The sequence below is a fragment of the Fretibacter rubidus genome (genome assembly GCF_041429785.1).
Classification (GTDB): Bacteria; Pseudomonadota; Alphaproteobacteria; order Caulobacterales; family Maricaulaceae; genus Fretibacter; species Fretibacter rubidus.
On sequence record NZ_CP163423.1, the window covers coordinates 1,537,863 to 1,562,295 of the forward strand.

Genomic DNA, 24,433 nt, shown 5'->3' on the forward strand with positions numbered 1-24,433 from the left:
AAGTTCCCCTGTTTAGAAATCAGTATCACCCATCTCTAGGAATAAACCAAATCGATAGTATTTATGATATTTCACAAATTTTTCTTATACGTTTTCGTCTTGTTTGCTCATAAAAATATCAAAAGTATCGGCGACCGTTTTCGACATTTCGCTTTTCACATTTGCGGCTTTGACCGTCTTAGCCACCTCTCGCATCTCTTCGGCCCGCCTAACGCCATGTGTGCCAACACGCTCAAACCAATAATCAACCCGGTCTTGCTCCCAGCCCATACCGGGAAAGCTGCCATGCAAAGACGATTTAATTTCATCTTCAACACCGTAAAATGCCGCCGTTTGAAAACATTCCAGCGTTAGCGCCTCCATCCCCTTAATCATAACCGAGCGGCACATTTTAATTGCTGCTGCTCGTCCTATCTGCGTGCCAACGCATCTCACATTCAGCCCTAAGTCTAAGAGTGTTTTTGAGACTCCATCACCGTCAGCATGCGACAAGAGCAAGGGAACAGCAGCTTTCAAAGGATAGACGGGCGCCATAATCGCAATATCAACAAGAACCGGACATAGCTTGGCATTATCCTGTTTGGTTACGGGCGCTACAGAGTTCATTTCGAGATAATATTGACCAGGCCTCAAGTAAACTGCGGCCTGGCGTGCTGCGGCCGACGCTTGGTCAGCTGTTACAAGACTTAGAACCAGCTCCGCCCCTGCTATCAGATCCGAAAGCGTGTCCTGAAAGGTCACGCCGGCCGCAATAGCCTTGGATTTCATCTCATCATTTTTGATAAAATCATAGGCATGGACATCTGCGTGCTGTGACAAATGCTGACCGAACATATGTCCGGCTTCACCAAATCCTATAATTGCAATCTTCATAGGAAGACCGTCCCGTCCATAATCTTGCGGGCGGTTCGTAAAAGGGCCGTACGAATAACCGTGCCGCCTTCCCACTCAAGCTCGACAGTTAAAGCACCGCTGGGATGTTCAACATTAACTCGGCATGGATTATTGTCTTCAAAAACAGCCATACCTTCCGCGACGCTACCTATAATCATACAGCCGGCGGCATCTGATGCCGCCGCCAGCACGCCAACAGCTTGGTGAACGCGGCGGGGAATAAAGGTGCGCGTGGAGATAATCCCCCCCTGTCTTGGGGGCGCAATAAGACACATTTTGGGAATTGTCTTCTCACTCACATCGCCCAAATTCATCAAAGTCCCTGCCTGTAGCCGAATGAATTCCAGCCGCACCTTTAGCTCTTCATTATTCTCCAGGTCTTCAAGGGATTCGTAACCTGATAGGCCAAAGTCAGCGGCGCGCAACAATACGCTTGGCATACCGTTATCAACCAAGGTGCACTCAGTTCCGTCTATCACATCTATAACCTGTCCCGTTGGCAATAAGGCACCGCATTGCGCGCCTGCGGTACCAAAATAATTTTGCAGGATTGGCGCATGGCTTTTTGGAACACCGTCAATATGGGCGTCGCCCTTATATATCACTTGCCCGTCAGGCGTTTGGACAATGAGATCGGCGCGCGAGTCAGAATTGACCATATAAACCCGAACTGTGGTTTCAATATTTTGTGCTCTGACCAATCCACGTTCGATTGCAAAAGGACCGACCCCAGCAAGCATATTACCGCAATTTTGCGCGTCGGAAATCATCCCAGTATCCGGCGTGACTTGCAAAAACAGATAATCGACATCAACCCCGTCGCGCTCTGAGCGCGAAACAATAGCAACCTTACTTGTCAAAGGATGCGCCCCGCCAATACCGTCAATCTGTCGGCCATCAGGTGAGCCCATAATAGCTAAAAGCGCTTTATCACGAGCCGCTTTTTCTTGCGGTAGATCCTCAGCCAGAAAAAAAGGCCCTTTTGAGGTACCGCCGCGCATGATCATGCAGGGAATAGAGTTCATCTCGTCTCCTGCGCAGTTGAATGACCGGGCCAATACAGCCGCATCGGATTTTGGACCAATAATTTAAACTGTTGGCGCGGTGTTGTCGCAATATTTGGAATGCGGTCGACTAATAGTCCGTCATCAGGCGTATGCGTTTTCATATTGGGATGCGGCCAATCCGTCCCCCATAATACCCTGTCCGGAAAACGCTGAACCAATGTTTTAGCAAAAGGTACCACATCATCATAAGGCGGGCCTGCAATGGTCAGGCGTTCAGGACAGGAAACCTTGACCCAAAAATTGGGATTATCTGCCATCAATTTTACGAACCGTTTAAATTGCTGATGCGCGGCGCCGAGGCTGACATCGGGACAGCCCATATGGTCGATGACAACAATCGTCGGTATTTGCTCGAGAAATGGAGCAATGTCTTCTAGATCTTCAGCTTCGAAATAGACAACAACATGCCAGCCCATTTTGGCCACTCTTTTGGCTATTTTCAGATATTCGGATTTTGGCGTAGGATCGACGAGACGTTTGAGAAAGTTAAATCTCACGCCTCTCACACCCACTCTGTCTAAGCTTTCAAGCTCTTGGTCAGAAATGTCAGGGTCGACTATGGCAACGCCCCGGGCTTTACCGTTTGAGCGCATGAGACAGTCGACCATGGCGTCATTATTTTTACCGTGGCAGCTAGCCTGAACCAAGACGTTTTTATCAAAGCCCAAATGGTCTCTTAGAGAGAAGAGCTTAGCAGCAGGCGCGTCAAAAGGGGTATATTTGCGGATGGGTGAGTATGGAAATTTATTTGATGGGCCAAAGACATGGCAGTGAGCATCCACAGCGCCTTTGGGTACCGTAAACTCAGGCACTTTCGGGTTCGCGTGAACATCACGCGCACCTTCCGATGGAGGCTGGGCTTGTATTTTAGACATCAGATATATTTCAATCCTTTGTCTTTGAGGCGCTCTCTCATGCCATAGACATCAAGGCCCAGCTCGCCTGCGGCAAATTTTGCGCGGTTACGAGCTTCCTTCTCCTCGCGCGCATGGGCATTTTTCAAAACCTGCTCCGCCGTGCTATGCGGCACAACGCATACCCCATCATCATCAGCAACAACGACATCGCCCGGGTTAATAGCCTGTCCCGCGCAGACAATTGGCACATTAATCGATCCTAGGCTTTCCTTCACAGTGCCGGTGCCGTGAACATATTTAGACCAAACGGGAAAATCCATCTCCTGAAGTTCCGCTAAATCCCGCACGCCACCTTCAATAATAAGGCCTCTTACGCCCCGTAACTTTAGCGCTGTAGCAAAGAGATCGCCAAAATAGCCGGCATCGGATTCAGAGGTCGGGGAAATAACTAGAATATCACCTTCTTGACACTGCTCAACGACAACGTGAATCATCCAGTTATCAGCCGGGGGAATAGATACAGTGACAGCATTGCCAGCCACACGCGCGCCCGGGTAAATCGGCCGCATATAGGGCTTCATACAGCCTGTTCGGCCCTGAGCTTCTGAAACCGTTGCCACACCCGATGTGCTCAACCCATCAACGACCCTTAAGTCTACTCTGTCAATGTTCTGAACAACGACATGGTCAACCATATTATCCTCACTTTAATAGCTAATATGAATTATTATCTTGAAGAGCTCTTTATGCCAGTTCGAACTCAGGCCCTACTATTAGAAAATACGAATTGACGCTAACAAACTGAGCGCAGCTCATCGATAAAATTTGATTGTGACGTTGTTGGTCTCCAGCCCTCGCGGTGGGTCAGTCCAATCATTCTGTTCAGGCGGCGGGGTAATTTACACACAATTCTGAGCCAGCCCGCCTGCAATTCCACAGCGACTTGATCCGGAGATAAGATGGTCAAGCAATCCGTTTTCATCAAGATTTGACGATTGGCGATAATAGAACCGCACTCAACGGAGATACGCGGTACAGAAAGCCCTTCATCCTTAAAAAGACTTTCCCAATTTTCCCGCAACGGCACGCCGCTATTGGGAACGCACCAAGGATACTCACTCAACAGCTGTACCGGCAACGGACTTAAAGATTCAGATGAGGCTAAAGGGTGACCGGAGCGCGCCACAATTACCGGGGCATCTTCAAATAATGGTGTTTGTATCAAGTCAGGTCCCGGACCGGGGTCGCGGAGCGCGCCAATTAGAAAATCCAGTTCGCCATTGCGCAGAGGCTCTATCAACTCAATATAGGAGCCTTCGGCAATTTTTATGTCAATATCAGGAAAGCTTTGCTGATATTGCACGATAGTAGACGGAAGAACACGCGCACGGCATAGCGGCATCGCGCCAATAGCGACACAGCCTGACTTTTCACCCTTAAACGTTGAAATATCCTCGATCATGTAACGCAGTTCCGCCGCCGCCAGTCCAAAACGGCGAGCCTGCATAAGGCCAAAATCTGTTAGAACGACCCCGCGTCCTTGTCGTCTTGTCAGGTCTTGCTGCAAAACGATTTCAAGGTCACGAATGGCGCGGTGTAAAGAGGCTGTAGACAGGCCTGTCAAGTGTGATGCTTCCGCATAATTGCCGCCACTGGCAAGCGCGAGGAAGGCTTTTATTTGAGTATGGGTAACGTTGCGGCGTCCAATATGTTTAAGCATGTCGAGGGCGCGCGGATAAATCAGATGCGCGGCTTCAGTAGGCTGCATGCCCTCAGTTTGACGATTAAACAGGCGAACATCTAATTGGTTTTCAAGTTTCACAATAGCTTGGGTCACAGCAGATTGCGATAAGTTTACAGCGCGCGCCGCGGCTTGGAGCTTACCCAACTCAACGGTTTTCACAAAAGCGCGTAAATGCCGGATATTAAAAAGCCACTCCTCCATGACCACTGGTTAGCATTTTCTTATACCAAATGTAGACTCCTAATTCGGCTTAGCGTGATAAATTCGCTAAATTATGCTCATGGATTATCGACGAGACTTCCCATGACCCTCATTATTGATTGTCATGGCCACCAAACACTAGTTCCGCAAGCGCATTTGGATTTCCGAAAGGCCCAGATGGACCGCCTGTCTGACCCTTCACAGCCCCGCCCGACCCTACCTGAATATCCGGATGCGGAACTCCACGAAATCATCGCCAACAATCAGTATAAATTACAACAAGAGCGCGGCGCTGATATTACGATCTTTTCTCCGAGAGCCTCTCGTATGGAGCCGCATATCGGGGATAGTGAAACTTCGGTTGATTGGGCCCGCGCTTGCAATAATATGATCAAGCGCAGTGTTGATTTATTTCCGGAGAACTTTGTCGGGGTCTGTCAGCTTCCGCAACAGGTGCGAGACAAAAAACCTGTCGGCCTAGAAGACGCCATTGAAGAGCTTGAACGCTGCGTGACTGAGCTCGGCTTTGTTGGGTGCAACTTAAACCCAGATCCCTCCGGCGGTCATTTTTCAGCGCCGCCTTTGACAGACCGCTATTGGTATCCCCTGTACGAAAAAATGGTAGAGCTTCGCGTTCCCGCGATGATTCATGTCTCGGGCTCGTGCAATGATTGCCTCCATGCGACAGGTTCATATTATATCGCCGCAGATACAAATGCTTTTATGAATCTCATGCAGGGTGATTTGTTTTCAGATTTTCCGGAGCTTAATTTTATCATACCACATGGCGGGGGCGCTGTGCCTTATCACTGGGGACGATATCGCGGCCTGGCGGATATGATGAAGAAGCCACCCCTTGATAACTATGTGATGAATAATGTTTATTTTGACACCTGTGTTTATCACCAGCCCGGCATTGACCTTCTCTTTGATGTCATTGACCCTAAAAATATTCTTTTTGCCTCTGAAATGATTGGCGCCGTACGCGGCATTGATCCGCAAACAGGTTTCTATTTCGATGACACCAAACAATATGTCGAAAACTTGGGACTTGCAGCTGACATTCGCCACAATATTTTTGAAGGCAATGCCCGCCGTGTCTACCCACGGCTGGATGAAATTTTGAAGGCCCGCAGATTATGACTAACACCCTGCATGATTATACAAAAGAATTTGAAGACATTCCGGGAACGCGGGTTTTCACAACAAAACGGGCGAGACAAGGCTATTGGCTCAATCAGTTTTGCATGAGCTTGATGAAACCCGAGAACCGCAAAAAATGGCTCGCCGACGAGCAGAGCTATATCGCCGATTGGAAAATGACGGCAGCGCAGAAAGAAGCCTTACTGGCCCGGGACTATAACCGCCTGCTCGATTTGGGAGGAAACATCTATTATTTAGCTAAAGTTTTTTCAACTGATGGTCTGTCTTTCGTCCAAGCCGTATCGACTATGACCGGCATGAATGTGGATGATTACAAAGCCATGATGAGCGCCGGTGGCCGCTCACCTGATGGCGTTCGGTCTATAAAGGATGGAAAATAACATGGCTAAAATTACCGCAGGCGTCGCGACAAGCCACGTACCTTTGATTGGCGTAGGTATTGATCAAGGCAAACAGAATGACCCTTATTTCAAGCCAATCTTTGCTGGTTATGAATGGACAAAGGAATGGATCAGTAAACCGGAAAACAAACCTGATGTCGTTGTTTTAATCTTCAATGATCACGCCTCAGCTTTTGGGCAAAATTTGATTCCAACATTTTCCATTGGCTGCGCTGAAGAGTTTGCGCCCGCTGATGAAGGTTGGGGGCCACGGCTGGTTCCGAATGTCAAAAACCACCCAGACCTCGCCTGGCATATAGCGCAAAGTCTGATCATCGATGAGTTTGACATGACTATTATCAATGAAATGGATGTTGATCACGGTCTGACAGTGCCCCTTTCCGCTATGTTTGGTCAGCCGGATGCATGGCCTACACTCGTCGTGCCGATTATGGTCAATGTAATCACCTATCCCATCCCTTCGGGCGATAGATGTTTTCGTCTCGGACAAGCGATTGCGCGTGCCGTGGAGAGTTTTCCCGAAGACTTGAACGTTCAAATTTGGGGAACAGGCGGCATGAGCCACCAGTTGCAAGGCCCGCGAGCAGGATTGATAAATCAGGAATGGGATCAAAAATTCCTAGATGATTTAACGGCGGATCCCGAGCGCCTGCGGACCATTCCTCATATCGAATATTTACGAGAAACAGGGTCGGAAGGCATTGAGATGGTTATGTGGCTTGTCATGCTCGGCGCTCTTGATGCCCCCAAAGAATTACACCGTCATTATCACGTCCCCGCATCCAATACCGCGCTCGGGCATATTGTTTTGGAGAATAACCCATGAAAGTACTTATAGCGGGCGGAACCGGCGCCTTCGGACGCAAACATCTCGCCGCCCTTGAAAATATCGACGGTGCAGAAGTTGTCTCTCTGATTGGAAGCGATGAAGCTGTAACAAAAGCAATGGCGGAAGACCGCGGCATCCCTCATTGGTCTTTAGATCTGGCAGAAGGGCTGGCCAGAGATGACGTTGACGCCGCCATTTTAGTGACGCCGACCCAGATTCATGCTGCGCAGGCTATCCAGACGTTGGAAGCCGGAAAACACTGCTTTGTAGAAATCCCTATGGCCGATACTATTGAAGATTCTCGCCGCTTGGTCGAAGTCGCAAATAAAGCTGGCAAGAAAGCCATGGTTGGCCATGTACGCCGCTTTAACCCGCCGCATCAATGGATTCACAATAAGGTCGTTGCGGGTGACCTGAATGTCCAACAAATGCAGGTAAGAACAATGTTCTTCCGCCGTACCAATACGAACGCTTTAGGAGAACCTCGTAGCTGGGTAGATCATCTTTTGTGGCACCATTCAGCGCACACGATCGATTTATTTCAATACCAAACGCAGGAACCGATTGCCGATGTTTATGCCGTCGCGGGTCCGGTTCACCCAGAACTTGGTATTTATATGGATATGGGCATTGTGATGCGCACGCCGTCGGGCAAGGTTCTCAATTTGTCTTTGTCGTTTAACAATGAAGGGCCGCTAGGGACTAACTTCCGATATATTTGTGATAACGGTACTTATACGGCCTATTATGATGATATGAAAACCGGCAGCGGCGATGTTGTCGATATCTCTGGTGATTTCCCAATAACAAATGGCATTGAACTTATGCAGCGCGAGTTCTTCTCCGCCATTGAAGAGGACCGGGAACCAAATGGCTCCGTTCAGCAAATCTTGGCAACACATGAAGTCATGGAAAAAATCGAGAAAATGGTAAACGGGCAACTCAGCCAATCTTGATGAAAACCGATGTCGTCATCATCGGTGCAGGCCCGTCTGGCCTCATGCTGGGCCATTTACTCGCTCAAGCTGGTATAGATGCCGTCATTCTTGAGCGCCGCTCAGGTGAGTATGTTCTCTCGCGCATCCGTGCTGGCGTGCTCGAACAAGGCACGATCAATATCATGAAACAACTGGGACTGGATGAACGTCTTCAGGCTGAGGGCATTCCCCACGACTTTGTATCGCTGACCGACCAAGACAAATTGATTAAGATTCCCGTTAGAGAACTGACCGGAAAGCACGTTGTTGTTTATGGGCAGACAGAAATCACAAAAGATTTGATGGATGCAGCACCCAGTCGCCGGGTTCAAACGGTCTATGAGGCTGCGGATGTCGCTTTGCATAACATTGAAGGTGATGCGCCTTTTGTTACTTATGAGAAGGATGGAGAAGAGCACCGCATAGACGCCCGATTTATTGCGGGGTGTGACGGGTTCCACGGTCCCTCCCGCAAAGCCATTCCGGCATCAGCATCAGCATCTGTAGAGCGTGTCTATCCCTTTGGCTGGCTGGGTATTCTGGCCGATGTACCGCCCTGCGCGCATGAAGTCGTCTATGCCAATCACGATAACGGTTTCGCACTGGCCTCTATGCGGTCTAACACGCGCAGTCGCTATTATTTGCAAGTCCCGACGAATGAGAAGATCGAAGGCTGGTCCGATGACCGCATCTGGAACGAACTTAAAGTGCGGCTAGGATCAGAGTTTTCAAGTAACATTACCACCGGCCCCGCCTTGGAGAAATCTATCGCGCCGCTACGGTCATTTATCTTTGAAAAAATGCGCTATGGCAGTTTGTTCCTCGCCGGAGATGCCGCACATATCGTACCTCCCACAGGTGCCAAAGGTCTCAATCTTGCCGCCTCAGACATTGCTTACCTCGCGCCTGCTCTGATAGATTTCTTCAAGAAAAATGATCCGTCAGCTATTGATGCTTATGAAGCGAAGGCCTTGGCAAGGGTGTGGAAATCGTCTCGTTTCGCATGGTATTTAACGTCTCTGATGCATAGCTTTCCCGAGGACGGAGATTTTGGGCGCAAAATGCAGATCGCAGAACTCAATTATATCGCCAACTCCAAAGCGGCTCAAATGAGCATCGCTGAAAACTATATAGGTCTCCCCTTGTGAACTTACCAACCAGAGTACTGAACGGGAAAAAGCTATGCCCGATAGGATTGGGCTGCATGTCGTTGAGCCAAGCCTATTACCCCCTGCCCTCGGAGAAACATGCGGAGGCCCTTTTGCATCACGCCATCGATATTGGTTATAATCACCTCGACAGCGCGCGGCTTTATGGGCTCGGTCATAATGAGGCTTTATTGTCCAAAGTGCTAAAAACCCGCAGAGATGAGGTTTTTATTACATCAAAATGCGGGATTGAATTCGACGATGGTAGTCGGCGCATTGATTGCCAGCCTAAAACGATCCGCCGCGCCGTTGATAAAAGCCTTACCACAATGGGAGTTGATTATATCGACCTCTACTATCTTCACCGCTTAGATAAAGACACTCCTATAGAAGACTCGGTTGGGACATTGGCAGATTTAATCAAGGCCGGGAAAATCGGCGCCATCGGCCTTTCTGAAATGTCAGCGATGACTCTTAAAAAGGCAACCCAAGAACACCCTATCGCCGCAATGCAATCAGAATATTCCCTTTGGACCCGCAATCCGGAAATTGCCGTGCTGGAAACATGCAAACAGCTTGGCACGGCCTTTGTCGCTTTTTCACCAGTTGCCAGAGGTGTTCTAGCCGGCGGAGTGACAAATCCTGCCATGCTTGACCCAAAGGACTTGCGCGCAAAACATCCCAGGTTTCAGGATGAAAACTGGATACAGAATTATAATCTGGTCGCGCAATTTGAGAGTTTAGCTGCATCAGCAGGTTTAACGCCGGCTCAACTCTCCCTCGCTTGGGTCTTAGCGCAAGATAAGCATATCCACGTTATTCCGGGAACCGCTTCGATTACGCATCTGGAAGAAAATTATGAGACGCTTAATCAAAAAATTGATCCACTCATATTAGATAAGGCTGCCGCATTAATTAATCAGCAAACTGTCTGCGGCCATCGTTACCCACCGGGAGCGCGCAAAGCGATTGATACTGAGGATTACGCACCCGCATAAATGCTAATTAAATAGACTAAGCAAGAAACGTGCGCCATCCGGTATGTCAAATATCACCGAGAAGATGATTTGAGCAATCGCGATTGTGACCCAAGTTCCGTATCCGGTTTTCTTATCCAGCCCGCCCCATGCTTTAACGAAAACAAAAAGAGCCGGTATCCAGAGCCAGTGGCTAAAAGAGGCCAGGCCTAAAGTCAGCTTCGCTCCCGGCAAAACTGCAATCGCAACAAAGAGCAAAACATGGCTGGCAATAATCGTGGATAAATAAATCTGGGCTTCTTTTCTCCATAAAACGAAAAACAAACCCGCCCCGATGATAATATCTTGAAAGGCCATCCAGACCTTTGCAAAAGTCGAAATGCTCATAAATTGCATGCCGAAAATTGCGTTTTTCTCGGGGAAAGACATGTTCTCTGACAGTTCAGGACGCGGTGCTCCCGCCATTAAATGGGGCAAAGCCTCCAGCATGAGCATGAGCAGAACAACAACGATAAAGATTATGGCCCCAAGGCCGCGTGAACCAAACTTCATACCGATTATCCTAATCTATGCTCACGCAAACTGATCTCTCTATCTATTGCGCCGCTGGTTTTGGGCCCGGTACAAAGACTCCGTTTTCTTCGGCATAAATATCCCATGCCGTCATCAGACGCTCAAAAACCTCCGGGTTTTCTTCTCGGACATTTTTGCTCTCACCGGGATCTGATTGCAGGTTAAAGAGTTTCCAGGATGATGGGGCTTTGGGGTTCCTGGCCATAGCAGGATTATCCTTCTCATAAACCGCTTTCCAGTCTCCCATGCGCACGGCGCGCCTCAAATGAAGCTCCCATGCCATCGCATCATCAGTTGAACGTACGCTATCAGATTGGCCTGTAAGGATGGGGACCCAAGATTTAGCTGTCGGTGCATTAACTCCGTTTTTCGTCACAGACGGCGTCGTCAGGCTCGGATCATACTCAATATCAGACAGATCAAGCGTGGTCGGCATAATATCGCGCACAGACAGAAGACTATCCGTGATGCGCTGACCATTTATTCCCGGCCCTGTAATAAAGGCAGGCACTCTTATGCCGCCATCATCGGTGTAACCTTTATAATCCCGAAATGGGGCCATCGCGGCTTCCGCCCATCCACTTTCATAGGTCAGAAAACTGTCTTTTGTTCCCATTTTAGCAAGGTCCACATTACCTGCACCGATTGTTTCCATGACCTGGGCCTTGTTCTCGGGAAGCGTAGAGTTTGAAGATCGGCCAATAAGCGGTCCCTGCGGGATACCTTCAGCTCCATTATCAGACATGAATATGATTACAGTATTATCGTATTCACCTGTCGCCCGTAAATGAGCGAGAACTTTCCCGACATTTTGGTCAAGAGAATCGACCATAGCCGCATATATCTCCATCTTGCGGGCTCTGATTGCACGCTGGTTCTCATCCAGTGAATTCCAATCACCCAGCGGAGATAGATCAGACACTGAAATGGATTTTTCTATCAAGCCCAGCGTTTTCATCCGCGCCAACCGCTCATTTCTGAGGGCCTCCGGGCCAGCGTCATAACGACCTTCATATTTCGCAATCAGATCTTGCGGCGCTTGCAATGGCCAGTGCGGAGCTGTGAAGGCAAGATAGGCAAAGAAAGGCCGATTATCACTGTCTTTCGTACCCACATAATCAATCAGCTGTTCTGCATAAAAGTCGCTGGAGTAAGTGCCGACCGGATATGTCGCCGTTTTTCCATCTTGCGTATATTCGACAGGTTCCAGTGCAGGGTCACCGTTTTGACCGTAACCAAAGTGATCACCACCGCCTCCGAGCAATACAAATGACTTATCAAAACCATGTTCGGCAGGTTGATGCTCTGGCTTATCACCCAAGTGCCATTTACCCGTCATCATGGTTCGGTAACCTGCCTCAGAGAACTTTTCAGCTATGGTGGTCGTTTCAGGCCTTAGATAACCCTCATATCCGGGTCTTCCGAGCAAGAAAGGGAAGGCTGTCGGCATGGCTTCTGCCATCGCGCCCATGCCAACGACATGGTTATCTTTTCCTGTAAGGAGCATTGAGCGTGTCGGTGAACAGTTCGGCATAGCGTAAAAATTGGTCAGACGCAGGCCTGACATGGCAAGCGCATCCAAATTTGGCGTGTCAATTTCTCCGCCAAACGCACCTAAATCAGAATATCCCAAATCATCTGCAACGATGAGAAGCACATTAGGTTGACCAGCCAGAGTTGATTCTACGCTCGCTGCGCCGTCCACTTTTTCCGCCTGACTGCATCCGACCAATAAAGCTGAGCCGGCAATGGCAATCACAGTATTAAAAAGACATTTTCTCATAGTGTTTCCCCGGAAGTCTCTCAACATTCGTCTTAGCATAACCTAAAAGGCCCGCCCGCATAAACATACAGACGGGCCAGTAATATTCAGTGCAAATTTATATTAGAAATTCGCACGGATACGAGCACCATATGTTTGCGGCGCGCTGTAGACACCGTAGGCTAATCCACGATTATTCACATTACTATTTTGAAGATAACGCTCATCCGTCACATTGCGCATAAAGACGGACAAAGACCAAGCCGCATCATCTGGCGAGAGTGTAGCGTCTAAATTCAAATTCACATGTGACTTAACCTGCAATCCGTCTGTGAAGAGGAAGTTAGTCTCTTGCTCTGAGCGATAAGAAGCATCTGCCGTCAGGCTAAGATCATAATTATTCATCTCAAAAATATGGTTTATCCCGAGGTCTGCTCCAAATTCTGGTGAAAATAGTAATGAATTTCCTGAACAATCGTAACTTTCAATGGGCACCTCGTTACCTGGCGATAGGCCAATTGTTTCACACCCAAATCGACCACGGCCCTCATCAGAAATGAGCTGTAGGTCATCATATGTAGAGTCTAGGAACTGAACATTACCGTAAAGAGTTGTATTATCTGATGCGGCCCAGATAACGTCAATGTCCAGTCCTTTAATGGTGGCATCGCCATTCGCAATGGGAAAGGCTGACGCACTATCTAACGTCGTGAAATATGTCACCTGTTGACCATCATATTTCCATAAAAACGCCTCCGCATTTACTTGAAGCGTATTATCGAGGAAACGGTTTTTGGACCCGATTGTGAAGGCGTCGATAAATTCAAAGTCATATGTTGGCGCTGCAAGACTAAGATCGACACCGCCCGCACGGTAGCCGCGCTCATATCCAGCATAGAGTAAATTGCTATTACCCCAATCCATTTCTGCGCCGAGGCGATAAGTCAGTTCATCAAAGTCGAGTTCTGACTGCAAGGCCCCTTCGCCAACATTCACAATTGCCCCAAGCTGAGGAGCAATTCCCCCCGGCAATAGCAAATTATAAAACGGCGGACGTCCCTGTCCTGGTACTGTCGCCACGGAATCTGCTGCAATCAAACCTCTGGATATGAAATCTGCAATAAAGGCATCCCGATCAGAGGTAATAGGGTGAAGTGGCATGGCGCCTGATGCACATCCATTTCCGAAGCTGGCACCGGGCGTCAAGAAATTACCCGTAAAAGGCGCTCCGCCACAGAAAGTCACAAATGTGTCACTGATACCCTCAGCAAACTTATTATCTTTTGTATAACGCAGGCCTGCGTTCAAACGGAAAGTTTCAGAAACATCAAATGTGCCCTGACCAAATATAGCCCAAGAGTCACCGCCATTGTTATAATTTTGAATAGGTGAGGTAAATTGTTGAGCGAACACTGTGCTCGTTTTAATGTCCTCATCAATATAAAACGCACCAATAATACCATTTAACGGCCCATCAAGATCCGTTGTAAAACGGGCTTCCAAGCTGGTTTGATTGTTCTGCTCATTCGTTTTAGCAGGCGCAAATCCTGGCCCAACAAAAGTATAATCTTGGTCAGATTCTCTATAGGCTGGAATTAAAGTAAATGTTCCAGCGTCGGTTTGGTAGTTAATTTCAGCCATTATACCAGTAAAGGAAATGTCCTGAAATAAATCATCTCCATCAAGTGGCTGAAAAAACGCAAAAGAAGGCGTATGCAATACACCGCCTCTGACCGCATTAGCAGCATCCGACGTTGGACCTGAATCAATGGCTACTCCCGAAGGTGTGAAATCTGTGAGCGACCCGGTATCGTTGCTATAGGTCCCGAATAAATCGCCACCAGGGCCTTTTGCATTATTCTCAGAATAGTCCGCAGCAACTCTAACGGAAAGCTGGTCCGTCGGTTCAATCAGTACTTGTCCGCGCAAACTAAAAGAATCGGCATCATTTGTTCCGTCATCAGAATATCCATCCCGATTAAGGTAATTACCCGATAAACGAAAAGCTGTTTTCCCGTCACCAATATCAAAATTTACCGCGCCCTGAAGGCCAATCTTGTTATAATTTCCATACTCACCTTGGATATAACCGGAGTTTTCACCTAAAATTGGCTTCACAGGGATGTAGTTCACAACACCGCCTGTCGCATTACGTCCGTATAATGTACCTTGGGGGCCTTTCAAAAGCTCAACACGTTCCAGGTCATATAACGCCTGGCCCGCAGCACCACTTGAACGGCCCAAATAAACACCATCAACGTTTTGCGCCACAGCGGCATCTGTCAGCGGGTTAACCGTTAAGGCGCCAACACCTCGAACGAAAATGCTGGTCAATGGACCGCCGCCAGCACTTATACCCAAAGCTGGCGACAATTTCCCAAGATCTTGAGCTGACTCCAAACCTTGGCGCGTGAGTGAGTCTTGATCGATTGCCTCAATCGCAACAGCGGCATCCTGTAAGGATTCTTCACGGCGCTGGGCCGTCACGATGATTTCATCAAGGCCAGAATTTACTGAGGTTGATCCGCTGTCTTGTGCCTGAGCGAATACAGCAGATGCAGACAGCAAGGCCAGAGCCCCACATGATGTTGTTAAGAGTCTTCTGAGCTTCATGACTATCCCCTAGTGATTGACGTTATTGTGCCTTTTTATCGAAATATGTATTGCAGAGTCGGGTTAATTATAAAAATCTATTGTTTTTATAATAACGTATTTGATTTTTCGATACATTGAGCGTTATTATAAGGCTGCTTGTAATTGTAAGAGGCTTAGCTCAGATGAGATTTAAAGGACTGGATCTAAATCTTCTCGTCGCGCTGGACGCACTTTTAGAGGAACAAAGCGTCTCGCGAGCAGCTGAACGCCTGCATCTTAGTCAGCCGGCCATGAGTGCAGCTCTCGGCAGGATTAGGGACTATTTTGATGACCCTATATTAAACCTGCACGGCAAACGCATGATCCCAACATCGCATGCCCTCAGAATACAAGACGAATTAAAAGCTGTTCTAGGAAGTGTCGATGCCCTCATATCAAAAACCTCAATGTTTGATCCGGAAACGTCTACTCGAAAGTTTACAATTACAGCCTCAGATTATCTGACCCAAATCATCTTCGTTCCGCTCCTAAGGGACCTGAAGTCGATTGCCCCCCATATACAAATGGAAATTTTGCCCCCTGCGGACTCCACGCTGGAGCTTCTCGCGCAAGGCCGCATTGACTTTATTACAGTCCCTGAGCAGGTTTTATCAGAAGAACTACCTTCAGAATTTCTATTTGAAGAGCGCTTTGTAATCGTTGGATGTAAGACAAATCCACTTTTTAAAGAAGGCCTGACCGAGAAACAGTTCTATGAATCCGGGCATGTTGTCGCAAAGCTGGGCCGAAAACGCCCTTTATCGATATCCGACCAAGGACTAGTGGCCCGCAAGAAGCCTCGCGATACTGACGTTACTGTCAGCTCGTTTTTATTGGCCCCCGAAATGGTTGTAGGCACAAATAGATTGACCGTAATGCATGAAAGATTGGCCAAAGTCTTTTCAAAACGCCTCCCTATCGAAATTGCAGCGGTACCGTTTAAATTTCCGTCCCTGAAAGAATATGTCCAATATCACAACACGCGCCGCGAGGACCCGGGAATAAAATGGATGATTGAACAGGTAAAAAAGCAACTATAATTTAAATTGATGCATATCCATAAAAACAATCACTTTTTATAATTTCAAATTACTCTCTATCTCTTGACGAAATGAACAATCGTAGGGGTCACTACGAATATCGGGAGCTTTGCAATGCCACGCGTAAATGACATTAGATATATTGGCTATGGCGTCTCAGACGTAGAAAAAGAAAAACGGTTTTATCTTGAAAGCTGGAAGCTCGAAGAAGTCCCAAGCGATGACGACATGGTTTATCTCGTCGCGCCGGGAAGCACAGCTGGCTATTCTGTTCGCTTGCGCCAAACGGATGAGCCGAGAATTGATGTTATCAGCTGGAGTGCGAAAGACCGGGCGGAGGTTGATGCACTCGTTCCCCAAATCGAGAAAGCCGGCGGTAAAATCATTAGCCAACCCCATGAGTTAGAAAGCCTGGGCGGTGGATATGGTTTCCGCTTCTTTGACATGAATGGGTTCACCACTGAAGTCTCAACAGGTTTTGAGACACGCGAGCCGGAAACCTTGGAAGCCGGAGATCCACGCCCTGAAAAAATCAGCCATGTTGTGCTGCATTCCCCTAATCACAAGGGATATGTCGAGTTTTATGAAAAAGCTCTCGGCTTTAAGGTCTCGGACTGGCTGGGAGACTTCATGTGTTTCTTAAGGTGTAACGAATGGCACCACCGTCTGGCTATCCTGCCCGGACCGCCGGCTTTCAACCATGTGGCTTACGATGTCCCGGACGTGGACGCTGTTATGAAGGCCGTCCCTCGACTACGCGAGACAAATGGTGATATCGCTTGGGGTCCCGGACGGCACACGGCTGGAAACAATGTCTTCTCATATTATGTCACGCCCGCAGGTTACGCCGTTGAATACACCTGCGACCTAGAGGCGGTAGATGACGAAACTTGGGAAGCCACCGTACACAAACCCAGCAAAGAAATTATGGACCAGTGGGGCTTTGGTGTTGGCGGCCCTGAGACCATGCCTAAACCAATGCCGGATGCAGGCTTATTTAAAGACATAGGAATTTAAGAATGGCCCTTTACGAATTCTTCCCAAATTATATTTGGAACCTTTCAGTTGCCATCGCTGTCGCCTCCGGTGCTGAGCTCGGCGAAATTGTTGATATGTGTGAACCTATTAAGCGCGCTGCCGATGAGGGGGCCGACGCGGGCACCCCGCAATTTATGAAACAATGGGCCAAAAAGGCCGAAACGCTTTCAGAGCTTGCTGATGAAGATTTAACGCGGGGGCGCAAGTTTTCCGCCGCCGAAAAACTACGTCGTGCTTGTCTTTACTATACGACCGCCGAGCGCATGCAGAGTGCGGCTTTGCCCGAGAAAGCCAAAACCTTTGCCAAAGCGCAGGACGCATTTAAGAAATATATTGAGTATAGCGGGGAGAATTGCGAACGGGTGGAAATCCCATACAAAGACGCAGTGATCCCTGCCCTATTCACCCGCGCTGAAGGCGTTGAAGGTGAAGCACCTTGCGTTCTGTTCACCAATGGGCTCGACAGTAATAAAGAGCTTCTCTTCTGGACTTGGCTACCACATGCCTTAGCCAAGCGCGGCATCTCCACGCTCTGTATTGATCAGCCGGGAACGGGCGAAACTTTGCGCCTCCACGGCATGCCAGCCACGCCATTTGCGGAGGAATGGGCGACGCCTTGCTATGAATACCTTGCCGCGCGTGATGATGTCGACGCTGACCGTATCGGCATTTCTGGCATTTCCTTGGGCGGGCATTTCGCCGCTCGGGCGGCGGCTTACGAACCTCGCTTTGCATCGGGCGCGGTATGGGGCGCCAATCACAACTGGCATGAAGTTCAAATCGGCCGCCTAGACCGTGAAGGCGAAAACCCTGTGCCCCATTATTGGAAGCACGTTTACTGGGTATTCGGCGCTAAGGACAAAGAGGATTTCTTCAAGAAGGTCGAAGGCATGAACATGAACGGCCATATGGACAAAATAAAAATGCCGTTCTTGATCACGCACGGCGAAAATGACCGCCAGATCAACGTGAAATATGCTCATCAGGCTTTTGAGCAAATGACCAATTCTGTTAAGTCTGAGCTTAAAATCTTCACGCCTCGCGAAGGCGGGGTTGAACATGTAGGCGCTGACAACATGTCTTATGGCCGCGATTATATTGCTGATTGGTTTGCAGATACGCTTGGCGGCCGCACGGCTTAGATATGCAGGGTCACGCTTCACATATCCCTATGGACGTACCGAGGCTCGAGATCGACCCTTTCTCTGAAGAGTTTCTATCTGACCCATTTGCATATCATCCACGTCTTCGTGAAATCGGTCCAGTGTTTTGGCTGGAAGCAATTGGCGTTTATGGTGTGGCGCGCCATGAAGAAGTTACGCAGGTTTTAAAAAACCATGAGGTTTTCGTTTCCAGCCGCGGCGTAGGGCTAGCTGATTTTTCTAAAGAAAAACCTATTAGGCCGCCTTCGCTTTTGCTGGAAGCTGATCCACCCCTTCACAACAGAACACGCGATGTGATGAATCGAATCGTCGCGATGCCGGTCTTAAAAGGGCTCGAAGACGAATGGCGGGCTAAGGCTAAAGATTTAGTTGCGGAGTTAATCCGAAAAGATGAGTTTGACGCCGTAATTGACCTGGCGGAAGAACTTCCGATGCGAGTTTTCCCTGATGCTGTAGGCCTTATGGATGAAGGCAGGCATCACTTGCTGACCTATGCCGCCATCGTATTTAATGCATTTGGTCCACGAAATAAAATCTTTGAAGACGGTATGGCAGATGCTGCCGAGGCCTCCGAATGGGTTGCTAAAGCCTGCAAACGTGAAAATTTGAAGGAAGATGGATGGGGCGAAGCGGTTTATAAATCTGCTGACCGTGGTGATTGCACCCATGCAGAAGCAGAACGGCTTATACGATCTTTATTATCAGCTGGGGTTGATACGACGGTAAACGGTGTTTCAAACTTGATGTACGCTTTCACTCAATTTCCTGATGAATGGGAAAAGATGGGTACTGACCAGAGTTCGACACGACGAGCGTTCAATGAAGGTCTTAGGTGGCGTTCAACAGTCCAGACTTTTTTCCGGACGGCAGCCCAAGACACGACACTCGCTAATATTAATATTCCTGAGGGATCGAAAGTCCTCACCTTTTTGGCGGCTGCTAACCGAGACGAAGGGCGTTGGGAAAACCCAAATGACTTCTCTGTCACCCGTAATGCATCAGGACATGTAGGTTTTGGTCACGGTATTCACGTCTGCCTTGGCCAAATGGTTGCGCGTATGGAAGCGGATGCATTACTATCTGCGATGCGCGAAAAAATATCGCGGATTACGGCGGTGGGCGCTCCCAAAATAAGGCTGAACAACACTTTGTGCTCTATCGAAAGCCTGCCCGTTAAAATAGAGAAAATAGGAGAGTAGAATGACCAAAGCCCCTTTTCGCCGGATTGTGACCGGACATAATTCCGAAGGCAAAGCTATTATACTCGAAGATAGCCCGCCGCCCCGTGTTCAACGGGTTGGCGGCGATACAGGCCCCATGTTTTACGAGGTTTGGAATACGACGGCCACGCCTGCACCTATTGATCCTGCAAGCGGTGAGCCGCATGAGGATAAAATTGTTCTGGCACCTCCTGCTAATGGAACGCGCATTCGAGTATTGGATATTCCGCCAGATGATGCCAGTTTTGAAACGATGTCAGCGGAAGAGCGTATTGCCCATTTCGAGGAAATCGGGGCCGGCGACGCAGTCGCGGATGGCGGTAATAGTGAACGTCACGCCCATATGCACAAAACGGAAACCATTGATTACGGCATCGTTCTGTCGGGTGAAATCGTTTTGATTATGGATGAAGGTGAAACACTCTGCAAAGCAGGCGACATTATTATACAGCGGGGCACAAATCACGGTTGGGCCAATCGCTCTGATCAAGATTGCCGGATCGCTTTCATTCTTATTGACGGTAAATTTTCCCCCGAACTCGCTTAACCCTACGGGCCTGCCCATGAGACTTGCTACGCTAAAATCTGATAAGCCTGATGGCACGCTTGTCATTGTTTCAACCGATAACAGCCATTATGTCAGCGCGGGGTCGATTGCGCCTAATCTTCTAACTGCAATCGAAGAGTGGGCAACGCTTGAAAGTCAATTGCGCCGTCTTGCGGATGGTCTAAATGCGGGAGATCTGAACGAGGCAAAGTCATTTGACAGTTCTCATGCATCTGCCCCGTTACCTCGATCTTGGCAATGGCTCGACGGGTCAGCCTTTCCTCAGCACGGTCACCTTATGCAGCAGGCCTATAGCTTACCGCCCTTAGATGCCGGACAACCCCTTATGTATCAAGGGTTATCGGATCGCTTCTACGGCCCGTCGGATGCGGTGCCTTTTGCATCGGAAACGGACGGCATAGACTTTGAAGGAGAGTTTGGCGTTATTGTAGATGCTGTCCCGATGGGTATTTCTGCAAAAAACGCAATGAACCACATCAAGCTGATCGTTCAGATCAATGATTGGAGCTTACGAAATTTTGGTCCAACCGAGATGAAAACCGGGTTCGGGTTCGTCCAAGCTAAACCGCCATGTAGCATGGCCGGTGTGGCTCTAACACCCGACGAACTCGGTGAGGCGTGGCAAGATGGACGGGTTCATCTTCCGCTCCGAGTAGACTGGAACAACAAACGATTTGGTGAGGCACAAGGTCATGAGATGGAATATGGATTTCATGAAATCATCGCTCACGCAGCCAAGACACGCGATCTTGTTGCAGGAACGATAATTGGCTCGGGCACAGTCTCAAATAAAAACTATGCCGATGTCGGTTCGTCCTGCATCTCAGAACGTCGGGCTATAGACATGATTGAATTTGGAGAAATTCGGACGCCTTTCATGTCTTTTGGGGACAGCGTGCGCATGGAAGCGCGCAGTCAAACAGACGCACCTTTATTTGGCGCAATCGACCAGCAAGTGAAACAAAACTAGGTAAGGAAATACGTTATGGCGATCAATGAACCCTCCTTCCAAGGTGAAGGTAAACCTTGGAAAGTTTTAGTTATCGGCGCTGGCATTGGCGGCTTATCGGCTGGCATTGCTCTCCGGAAACAGGGGTATGACGTCGAGATGATTGAAAAAGACCCGGAATGGACGGTCTATGGTGTCGGTATCATTCAGCAAAATAACGTCATTCGCGCCATGTATGAGCTTGGCGTGATTGATGATTATATCGATGCGGGTTACGGTTTTGATCACGTTAAAATTTTCGCGCCAAACGGCATGGAAGTCGCCAAAATACCTCTTCCGCCTCTCGTTGAAGGATATCCGGCCAATGCTGGTATTGCGCGCCCTGCCTTACAAAAAGTTTTGGCTGAAAACACAAAAAAATCAGGAGCAGAGATTCGCCTTGGCCTAACGGCAGCGGAAATAAATGACAGAGGCGACTATGTTGATGTGACCTTCAGCGATGGCAGCAAAGGCCGCTATGATCTCGTAATCGGAGCGGACGGTGTTTATTCTCAAACCCGCAGTACATTATTCCCGGACATACCTGGCCCGGAATTTACTGGGCAATCTGTCTGGCGTTACAACTTTGACCGTCCTGAAGATATGGAAGGTTTGCATGTTTATAATGGAAAAATCGGGGTCGGCCTTGTTCCGATGTCAGAAGACAAAATATATATGTTCGTAACAACTCCAGAACCAACACGGCCATATTTTGAAAAATCAACTTTGGCTCAGGAGATGAAGGACAGACTTCAACAAGCTTGCCATACGCTTCATCATTACGCTGACGACATCACCGATAATGACGGCGTCGTTTACCGCCCTTTAGAATGGCTCATGATCGAAGGCGACTGGCACAAAGGCCGTGTCGCCTTGCTGGGTGACGCCGTTCATTCGACGACTCCTCATCTGGGCCAAGGCGCAGGGCTTGCTATCGAGGATGCTCTCGTGATCGCTGATGAGCTTTCAAAGGCCTCAACCCCTATTCAGGCCTTCGAAAACTATCGAAACAGACGGTTTGAGCGTTGCGACTATGTCGTGAAAAACAGTCTTGCTATTTGCTACGGACAACTCGGAAAAGGACCCTTGGTCGACAACAGCAAAGCAACCGCAGAGTGTGTGGCCGTTGTCGCAAAACCTATTTAACAAGGAAAACTGAATGTCCAATTTCACGAGCGTTACTGATATTCCAACGCCAAATGCCGGCAAATATTTGCAACAAGTCTGCAAGCATTGGGCACATAATCTCGATGTTACGTTTGATTCTGAAAAAGGTAAAATCATCTTTCCAAAAGACGCACGAGGCGCAGATTGGCCTGATGAAGCCGTCGTAAAATTTGAAGCAAAACCCAATCATTTGACGTGTCAAATAAAGGCTAGCGCTGAAGGCCAGAGAGATGGGCTCAAAGGCGCTGTAGAACGCCACATAGATAGGTTCGCCTTTAGAGAGGGTGCTTTAACTTATAATTGGAATGATGGATAAGAATGCGATTCAAAACATCGTTTTGAATGCCGCCCGAATTCTCATTGGCTTTAAGTTTCGATGAAATTTTTATTATTTATGCGTCAACTTTTTCTAACTTTATTTGTCCTTTCTACATTGGGCTGTGCGCGAGAAATGACAACCGCGACGCAACAAGCGTGCACACTTGCCGATTCTAAAACAATCGCTCTGCCAGCAGCAAATGTCCTATTAGGGTTGCACGCATATTACCCAGAAGAGCGAGAGAGAAAAGTACAGTTAGAGGCATTTGATATCGATGAAACAGAAGTCACAAACACCCAGTTTCGAAATTTTATAATTGCTACAGGGTATGTGACGACTGCTGAAAAGATTCAGCCAGGTTCAAACGCGGCAGGTGGCGCCGTATTTAGGCCCCCTTCGGCAACCAATCCGAATTGGTGGCAGTTCGTCGAGGGTGCAAATTGGCAAAATCCTGAAGGTCCAGACTCAACGATAGATGGACGTGAAAATCATCCTGTAGTTCAAGTTTCATTGGTCGATGCGAGAGCATATGCAGAATGGGCAGGTCGATCATTGCCGACTGAAGACCAGTGGGAATATGCGGCACGTGGCAGGTCTGATACGACTTACGTTTGGGGGGAAGAACGCGCACCCGGTGGAGTTGAGAAAGCCAATACATGGCAAGGGGCCTTTCCAATTCAAAACACGGAAAAGGATGGCTACAGACTAACCGCACCAGTTGGATGTTTTGAACCCAATTCCTATGGCCTCTATGATATGATTGGCAATGTCTGGGAGTGGACACTTACCGAATATGAAGAAACACCCACCCCAAATAGCTATGCAATAAAGGGGGGATCGTTTTTGTGTGCCCCAAATTACTGCGCCCGTTACCGCGCTCCAGCTCGCCAATCTCAAGAAGCTGACTTCTCAACAAATCACATCGGGTTTCGAACTGTAAGCCGAGAGTAATCGCACCGATACAGACAGTACAAAGCGAATGCGCTCAGAAAGAAAAGATAAAATATGTCCAAAGTTTACCATAGTCCAACTGAGGCCCTTCAAGGGCTTTGCAGAAATAATATGACAGTAATGTCGGGCGGATTTGGCCTTTGCGGAATTCCCGAAAATCTTATCGCTGCTTTGCGCGAAAGCGGCGCTAATAATCTCACAGTAATTTCAAATAATGCAGGCGTCGACGGTTTCGGCCTAGGGCAATTGCTCGAAACCAAACAAATCTCCAAAATGGTAAGTTCTTATGTTGGTGAAAACAAAGAGTTCGAGCGGCAATATCTTGGCGGTGAGCTAGAACTGGAATTCAATCCGCAAGGGACGCTTGCTGAGCGCATACGCGCTGGCGGGGCCGGCATACCCGGGTTTTATACCAAAACCGGTGTCGGCACGGTCATCGCTGAAGGTAAGGAGCATAAGAGCTTTCATGGGGATACATATATCATGGAAACAGCCCTCAAAGCAGACTTATCCATCATCAAAGCTTGGAAAGGTGATGCAGAGGGGAATCTAATTTTCAAAGCAACAGCTCGCAATTTTTCACCGATGATGGCGATGGCTGGCGCGATGACTGTCGCTGAAGTGGATGAAATAGTACCTGTCGGAACACTTGACCCTAACTTTATTCATACACCGGGTATATTCGTACAACGTATTGTTCAGGCCGTTTGCGAAAAGCGAATAGAACAACGCACGGTTAGAGAGGTATAAG

At 48.5% G+C, this 24,433-nt stretch carries 24 protein-coding genes; 16 read left to right on the forward strand and 8 right to left on the reverse strand.

Translation table 11 applies throughout. The features are described from left to right. Positions 1–84: 84 nt before the first annotated feature. From AB6B37_RS07290 to AB6B37_RS07310, 5 genes are all read right to left on the reverse strand, one after another. On the reverse strand, positions 85–873 hold the full coding sequence (locus AB6B37_RS07290) for a DUF1932 domain-containing protein (protein ID WP_371398230.1): 789 nt from the start codon (positions 871–873) through the stop codon (positions 85–87). Beyond that, positions 870–1,919: a 4-oxalomesaconate tautomerase gene (locus tag AB6B37_RS07295; protein WP_371398231.1), complete on the reverse strand. Its 1,050-nt coding sequence runs from the start codon at positions 1,917–1,919 to the stop codon at positions 870–872. Before AB6B37_RS07295 ends, AB6B37_RS07290 begins: the two co-directional genes overlap by 4 nt. Continuing rightward, on the reverse strand, positions 1,916–2,836 hold the full coding sequence (locus AB6B37_RS07300) for an amidohydrolase family protein (RefSeq protein ID WP_371398232.1): 921 nt from the start codon (positions 2,834–2,836) through the stop codon (positions 1,916–1,918). Before AB6B37_RS07300 ends, AB6B37_RS07295 begins: the two co-directional genes overlap by 4 nt. Beyond that, a complete protein-coding gene (locus AB6B37_RS07305; protein ID WP_371398233.1) occupies positions 2,836–3,513 on the reverse strand; it encodes a 4-carboxy-4-hydroxy-2-oxoadipate aldolase/oxaloacetate decarboxylase in 678 nt (225 codons plus the stop codon). Before AB6B37_RS07305 ends, AB6B37_RS07300 begins: the two co-directional genes overlap by 1 nt. A 98-nt stretch (positions 3,514–3,611) precedes the next feature. After that, positions 3,612–4,721, reverse strand: coding sequence for a LysR family transcriptional regulator (locus tag AB6B37_RS07310; protein WP_371398234.1), 1,110 nt, complete (start codon positions 4,719–4,721; stop codon positions 3,612–3,614). A gap of 144 nt (positions 4,722–4,865) precedes the next feature. Between AB6B37_RS07310 and AB6B37_RS07315 the strand changes: the two genes are divergently transcribed. Genes AB6B37_RS07315 through AB6B37_RS07340 form a run of 6 tightly spaced genes read left to right on the forward strand, consistent with a single transcriptional unit; the run spans position 4,866 to position 10,280 of the window. Then, positions 4,866–5,906 (forward strand): amidohydrolase family protein, encoded by a 1,041-nt coding sequence (locus AB6B37_RS07315; RefSeq protein WP_371398429.1) that lies wholly within the window; start codon positions 4,866–4,868, stop codon positions 5,904–5,906. Next, on the forward strand, positions 5,903–6,307 hold the full coding sequence (gene ligA, locus AB6B37_RS07320) for a protocatechuate 4,5-dioxygenase subunit alpha (RefSeq protein WP_371398235.1): 405 nt from the start codon (positions 5,903–5,905) through the stop codon (positions 6,305–6,307). The genes AB6B37_RS07315 and ligA overlap by 4 nt, the downstream gene beginning before the upstream one ends. Position 6,308: 1 nt before the next feature. Then, positions 6,309–7,154 carry a class III extradiol dioxygenase subunit beta gene (locus AB6B37_RS07325; protein WP_371398236.1) on the forward strand — a complete coding sequence of 282 codons (846 nt, stop codon included), beginning with the start codon at positions 6,309–6,311 and terminating at the stop codon, positions 7,152–7,154. Further along, positions 7,151–8,113: a Gfo/Idh/MocA family oxidoreductase gene (locus AB6B37_RS07330; protein ID WP_371398237.1), complete on the forward strand. Its 963-nt coding sequence runs from the start codon at positions 7,151–7,153 to the stop codon at positions 8,111–8,113. Before AB6B37_RS07325 ends, AB6B37_RS07330 begins: the two co-directional genes overlap by 4 nt. Then, positions 8,113–9,282 (forward strand): 4-hydroxybenzoate 3-monooxygenase, encoded by a 1,170-nt coding sequence (gene pobA, locus AB6B37_RS07335; RefSeq protein WP_371398238.1) that lies wholly within the window; start codon positions 8,113–8,115, stop codon positions 9,280–9,282. The genes AB6B37_RS07330 and pobA overlap by 1 nt, the downstream gene beginning before the upstream one ends. Beyond that, positions 9,279–10,280 (forward strand): aldo/keto reductase, encoded by a 1,002-nt coding sequence (locus AB6B37_RS07340; RefSeq protein WP_371398239.1) that lies wholly within the window; start codon positions 9,279–9,281, stop codon positions 10,278–10,280. Before pobA ends, AB6B37_RS07340 begins: the two co-directional genes overlap by 4 nt. Positions 10,281–10,283: 3 nt before the next feature. On the opposite strand, the gene AB6B37_RS07345 is transcribed toward AB6B37_RS07340, so the two are convergent. The 3 genes from AB6B37_RS07345 to AB6B37_RS07355 form a co-directional block, all read right to left on the reverse strand. Next, positions 10,284–10,811: a hypothetical protein gene (locus AB6B37_RS07345; protein WP_371398240.1), complete on the reverse strand. Its 528-nt coding sequence runs from the start codon at positions 10,809–10,811 to the stop codon at positions 10,284–10,286. Positions 10,812–10,854: 43 nt separating this feature from the next. Continuing rightward, positions 10,855–12,615, reverse strand: a complete 1,761-nt coding sequence (locus AB6B37_RS07350) for an arylsulfatase (protein ID WP_371398241.1) — start codon at positions 12,613–12,615, stop codon at positions 10,855–10,857. A gap of 102 nt (positions 12,616–12,717) precedes the next feature. Beyond that, positions 12,718–15,207 (reverse strand): TonB-dependent receptor, encoded by a 2,490-nt coding sequence (locus AB6B37_RS07355; protein ID WP_371398242.1) that lies wholly within the window; start codon positions 15,205–15,207, stop codon positions 12,718–12,720. Between the two features lie 164 nt (positions 15,208–15,371). Between AB6B37_RS07355 and AB6B37_RS07360 the strand changes: the two genes are divergently transcribed. The 10 genes from AB6B37_RS07360 to AB6B37_RS07405 all read left to right on the forward strand — a co-directional run bounded on the left by AB6B37_RS07360 (position 15,372) and on the right by AB6B37_RS07405 (position 24,432). After that, complete coding sequence (locus AB6B37_RS07360; protein ID WP_371398243.1) at positions 15,372–16,268, forward strand: LysR family transcriptional regulator; 897 nt, start codon at positions 15,372–15,374, stop codon at positions 16,266–16,268. A gap of 114 nt (positions 16,269–16,382) precedes the next feature. Further along, complete coding sequence (locus AB6B37_RS07365; protein ID WP_371398244.1) at positions 16,383–17,285, forward strand: VOC family protein; 903 nt, start codon at positions 16,383–16,385, stop codon at positions 17,283–17,285. A 2-nt stretch (positions 17,286–17,287) separates the two neighbouring features. Beyond that, positions 17,288–18,448 (forward strand): alpha/beta hydrolase family protein, encoded by a 1,161-nt coding sequence (locus AB6B37_RS07370; RefSeq protein ID WP_371398245.1) that lies wholly within the window; start codon positions 17,288–17,290, stop codon positions 18,446–18,448. A 2-nt stretch (positions 18,449–18,450) separates the two neighbouring features. Next, on the forward strand, positions 18,451–19,668 hold the full coding sequence (locus AB6B37_RS07375) for a cytochrome P450 (protein WP_371398246.1): 1,218 nt from the start codon (positions 18,451–18,453) through the stop codon (positions 19,666–19,668). A gap of 1 nt (position 19,669) precedes the next feature. Beyond that, positions 19,670–20,236: a cupin domain-containing protein gene (locus AB6B37_RS07380; RefSeq protein WP_371398247.1), complete on the forward strand. Its 567-nt coding sequence runs from the start codon at positions 19,670–19,672 to the stop codon at positions 20,234–20,236. A 16-nt stretch (positions 20,237–20,252) separates the two neighbouring features. Then, positions 20,253–21,227, forward strand: a complete 975-nt coding sequence (locus AB6B37_RS07385; RefSeq protein ID WP_371398248.1) for a fumarylacetoacetate hydrolase family protein — start codon at positions 20,253–20,255, stop codon at positions 21,225–21,227. Between the two features lie 15 nt (positions 21,228–21,242). Then, positions 21,243–22,391, forward strand: a complete 1,149-nt coding sequence (locus AB6B37_RS07390) for an FAD-dependent oxidoreductase (protein WP_371398249.1) — start codon at positions 21,243–21,245, stop codon at positions 22,389–22,391. A 13-nt stretch (positions 22,392–22,404) separates the two neighbouring features. Next, positions 22,405–22,728 carry a DUF2218 domain-containing protein gene (locus tag AB6B37_RS07395; protein ID WP_371398250.1) on the forward strand — a complete coding sequence of 108 codons (324 nt, stop codon included), beginning with the start codon at positions 22,405–22,407 and terminating at the stop codon, positions 22,726–22,728. A gap of 135 nt (positions 22,729–22,863) precedes the next feature. Beyond that, on the forward strand, positions 22,864–23,682 hold the full coding sequence (locus tag AB6B37_RS07400) for a formylglycine-generating enzyme family protein (protein WP_371398430.1): 819 nt from the start codon (positions 22,864–22,866) through the stop codon (positions 23,680–23,682). Positions 23,683–23,736: 54 nt separating this feature from the next. Beyond that, entirely contained in the window at positions 23,737–24,432 is a 696-nt protein-coding gene (locus AB6B37_RS07405) for a CoA transferase subunit A (RefSeq protein ID WP_371398251.1), read from the forward strand. Position 24,433: the final 1 nt, after the last annotated feature.

Bases quoted from the DNA above. Each gene is read 5' to 3' on its own strand.
- AB6B37_RS07395 (WP_371398250.1), top strand. From the start codon at position 22,405: ATGTCCAATTTCACGAGCGTTACTGATATTCCAACGCCAAATGCCGGC.
- ligA (WP_371398235.1), top strand. From the start codon at position 5,903: ATGACTAACACCCTGCATGATTATACAAAAGAATTTGAAGACATTCCG.
- pobA (WP_371398238.1), top strand. From the start codon at position 8,113: ATGAAAACCGATGTCGTCATCATCGGTGCAGGCCCGTCTGGCCTCATG.
- AB6B37_RS07380 (WP_371398247.1), top strand. From the start codon at position 19,670: ATGACCAAAGCCCCTTTTCGCCGGATTGTGACCGGACATAATTCCGAA.
- AB6B37_RS07330 (WP_371398237.1), top strand. From the start codon at position 7,151: ATGAAAGTACTTATAGCGGGCGGAACCGGCGCCTTCGGACGCAAACAT.
- AB6B37_RS07400 (WP_371398430.1), top strand. From the start codon at position 22,864: ATGACAACCGCGACGCAACAAGCGTGCACACTTGCCGATTCTAAAACA.
- AB6B37_RS07290 (WP_371398230.1), bottom strand. From the start codon at position 873: ATGAAGATTGCAATTATAGGATTTGGTGAAGCCGGACATATGTTCGGT.
- AB6B37_RS07325 (WP_371398236.1), top strand. From the start codon at position 6,309: ATGGCTAAAATTACCGCAGGCGTCGCGACAAGCCACGTACCTTTGATT.
- AB6B37_RS07345 (WP_371398240.1), bottom strand. From the start codon at position 10,811: ATGAAGTTTGGTTCACGCGGCCTTGGGGCCATAATCTTTATCGTTGTT.
- AB6B37_RS07355 (WP_371398242.1), bottom strand. From the start codon at position 15,207: ATGAAGCTCAGAAGACTCTTAACAACATCATGTGGGGCTCTGGCCTTG.
- AB6B37_RS07375 (WP_371398246.1), top strand. From the start codon at position 18,451: ATGCAGGGTCACGCTTCACATATCCCTATGGACGTACCGAGGCTCGAG.
- AB6B37_RS07315 (WP_371398429.1), top strand. From the start codon at position 4,866: ATGACCCTCATTATTGATTGTCATGGCCACCAAACACTAGTTCCGCAA.
- AB6B37_RS07365 (WP_371398244.1), top strand. From the start codon at position 16,383: ATGCCACGCGTAAATGACATTAGATATATTGGCTATGGCGTCTCAGAC.
- AB6B37_RS07350 (WP_371398241.1), bottom strand. From the start codon at position 12,615: ATGAGAAAATGTCTTTTTAATACTGTGATTGCCATTGCCGGCTCAGCT.
- AB6B37_RS07295 (WP_371398231.1), bottom strand. From the start codon at position 1,919: ATGAACTCTATTCCCTGCATGATCATGCGCGGCGGTACCTCAAAAGGG.
- AB6B37_RS07300 (WP_371398232.1), bottom strand. From the start codon at position 2,836: ATGTCTAAAATACAAGCCCAGCCTCCATCGGAAGGTGCGCGTGATGTT.
- AB6B37_RS07370 (WP_371398245.1), top strand. From the start codon at position 17,288: ATGGCCCTTTACGAATTCTTCCCAAATTATATTTGGAACCTTTCAGTT.
- AB6B37_RS07385 (WP_371398248.1), top strand. From the start codon at position 20,253: ATGAGACTTGCTACGCTAAAATCTGATAAGCCTGATGGCACGCTTGTC.
- AB6B37_RS07390 (WP_371398249.1), top strand. From the start codon at position 21,243: ATGGCGATCAATGAACCCTCCTTCCAAGGTGAAGGTAAACCTTGGAAA.
- AB6B37_RS07305 (WP_371398233.1), bottom strand. From the start codon at position 3,513: ATGGTTGACCATGTCGTTGTTCAGAACATTGACAGAGTAGACTTAAGG.
- AB6B37_RS07360 (WP_371398243.1), top strand. From the start codon at position 15,372: ATGAGATTTAAAGGACTGGATCTAAATCTTCTCGTCGCGCTGGACGCA.
- AB6B37_RS07405 (WP_371398251.1), top strand. From the start codon at position 23,737: ATGTCCAAAGTTTACCATAGTCCAACTGAGGCCCTTCAAGGGCTTTGC.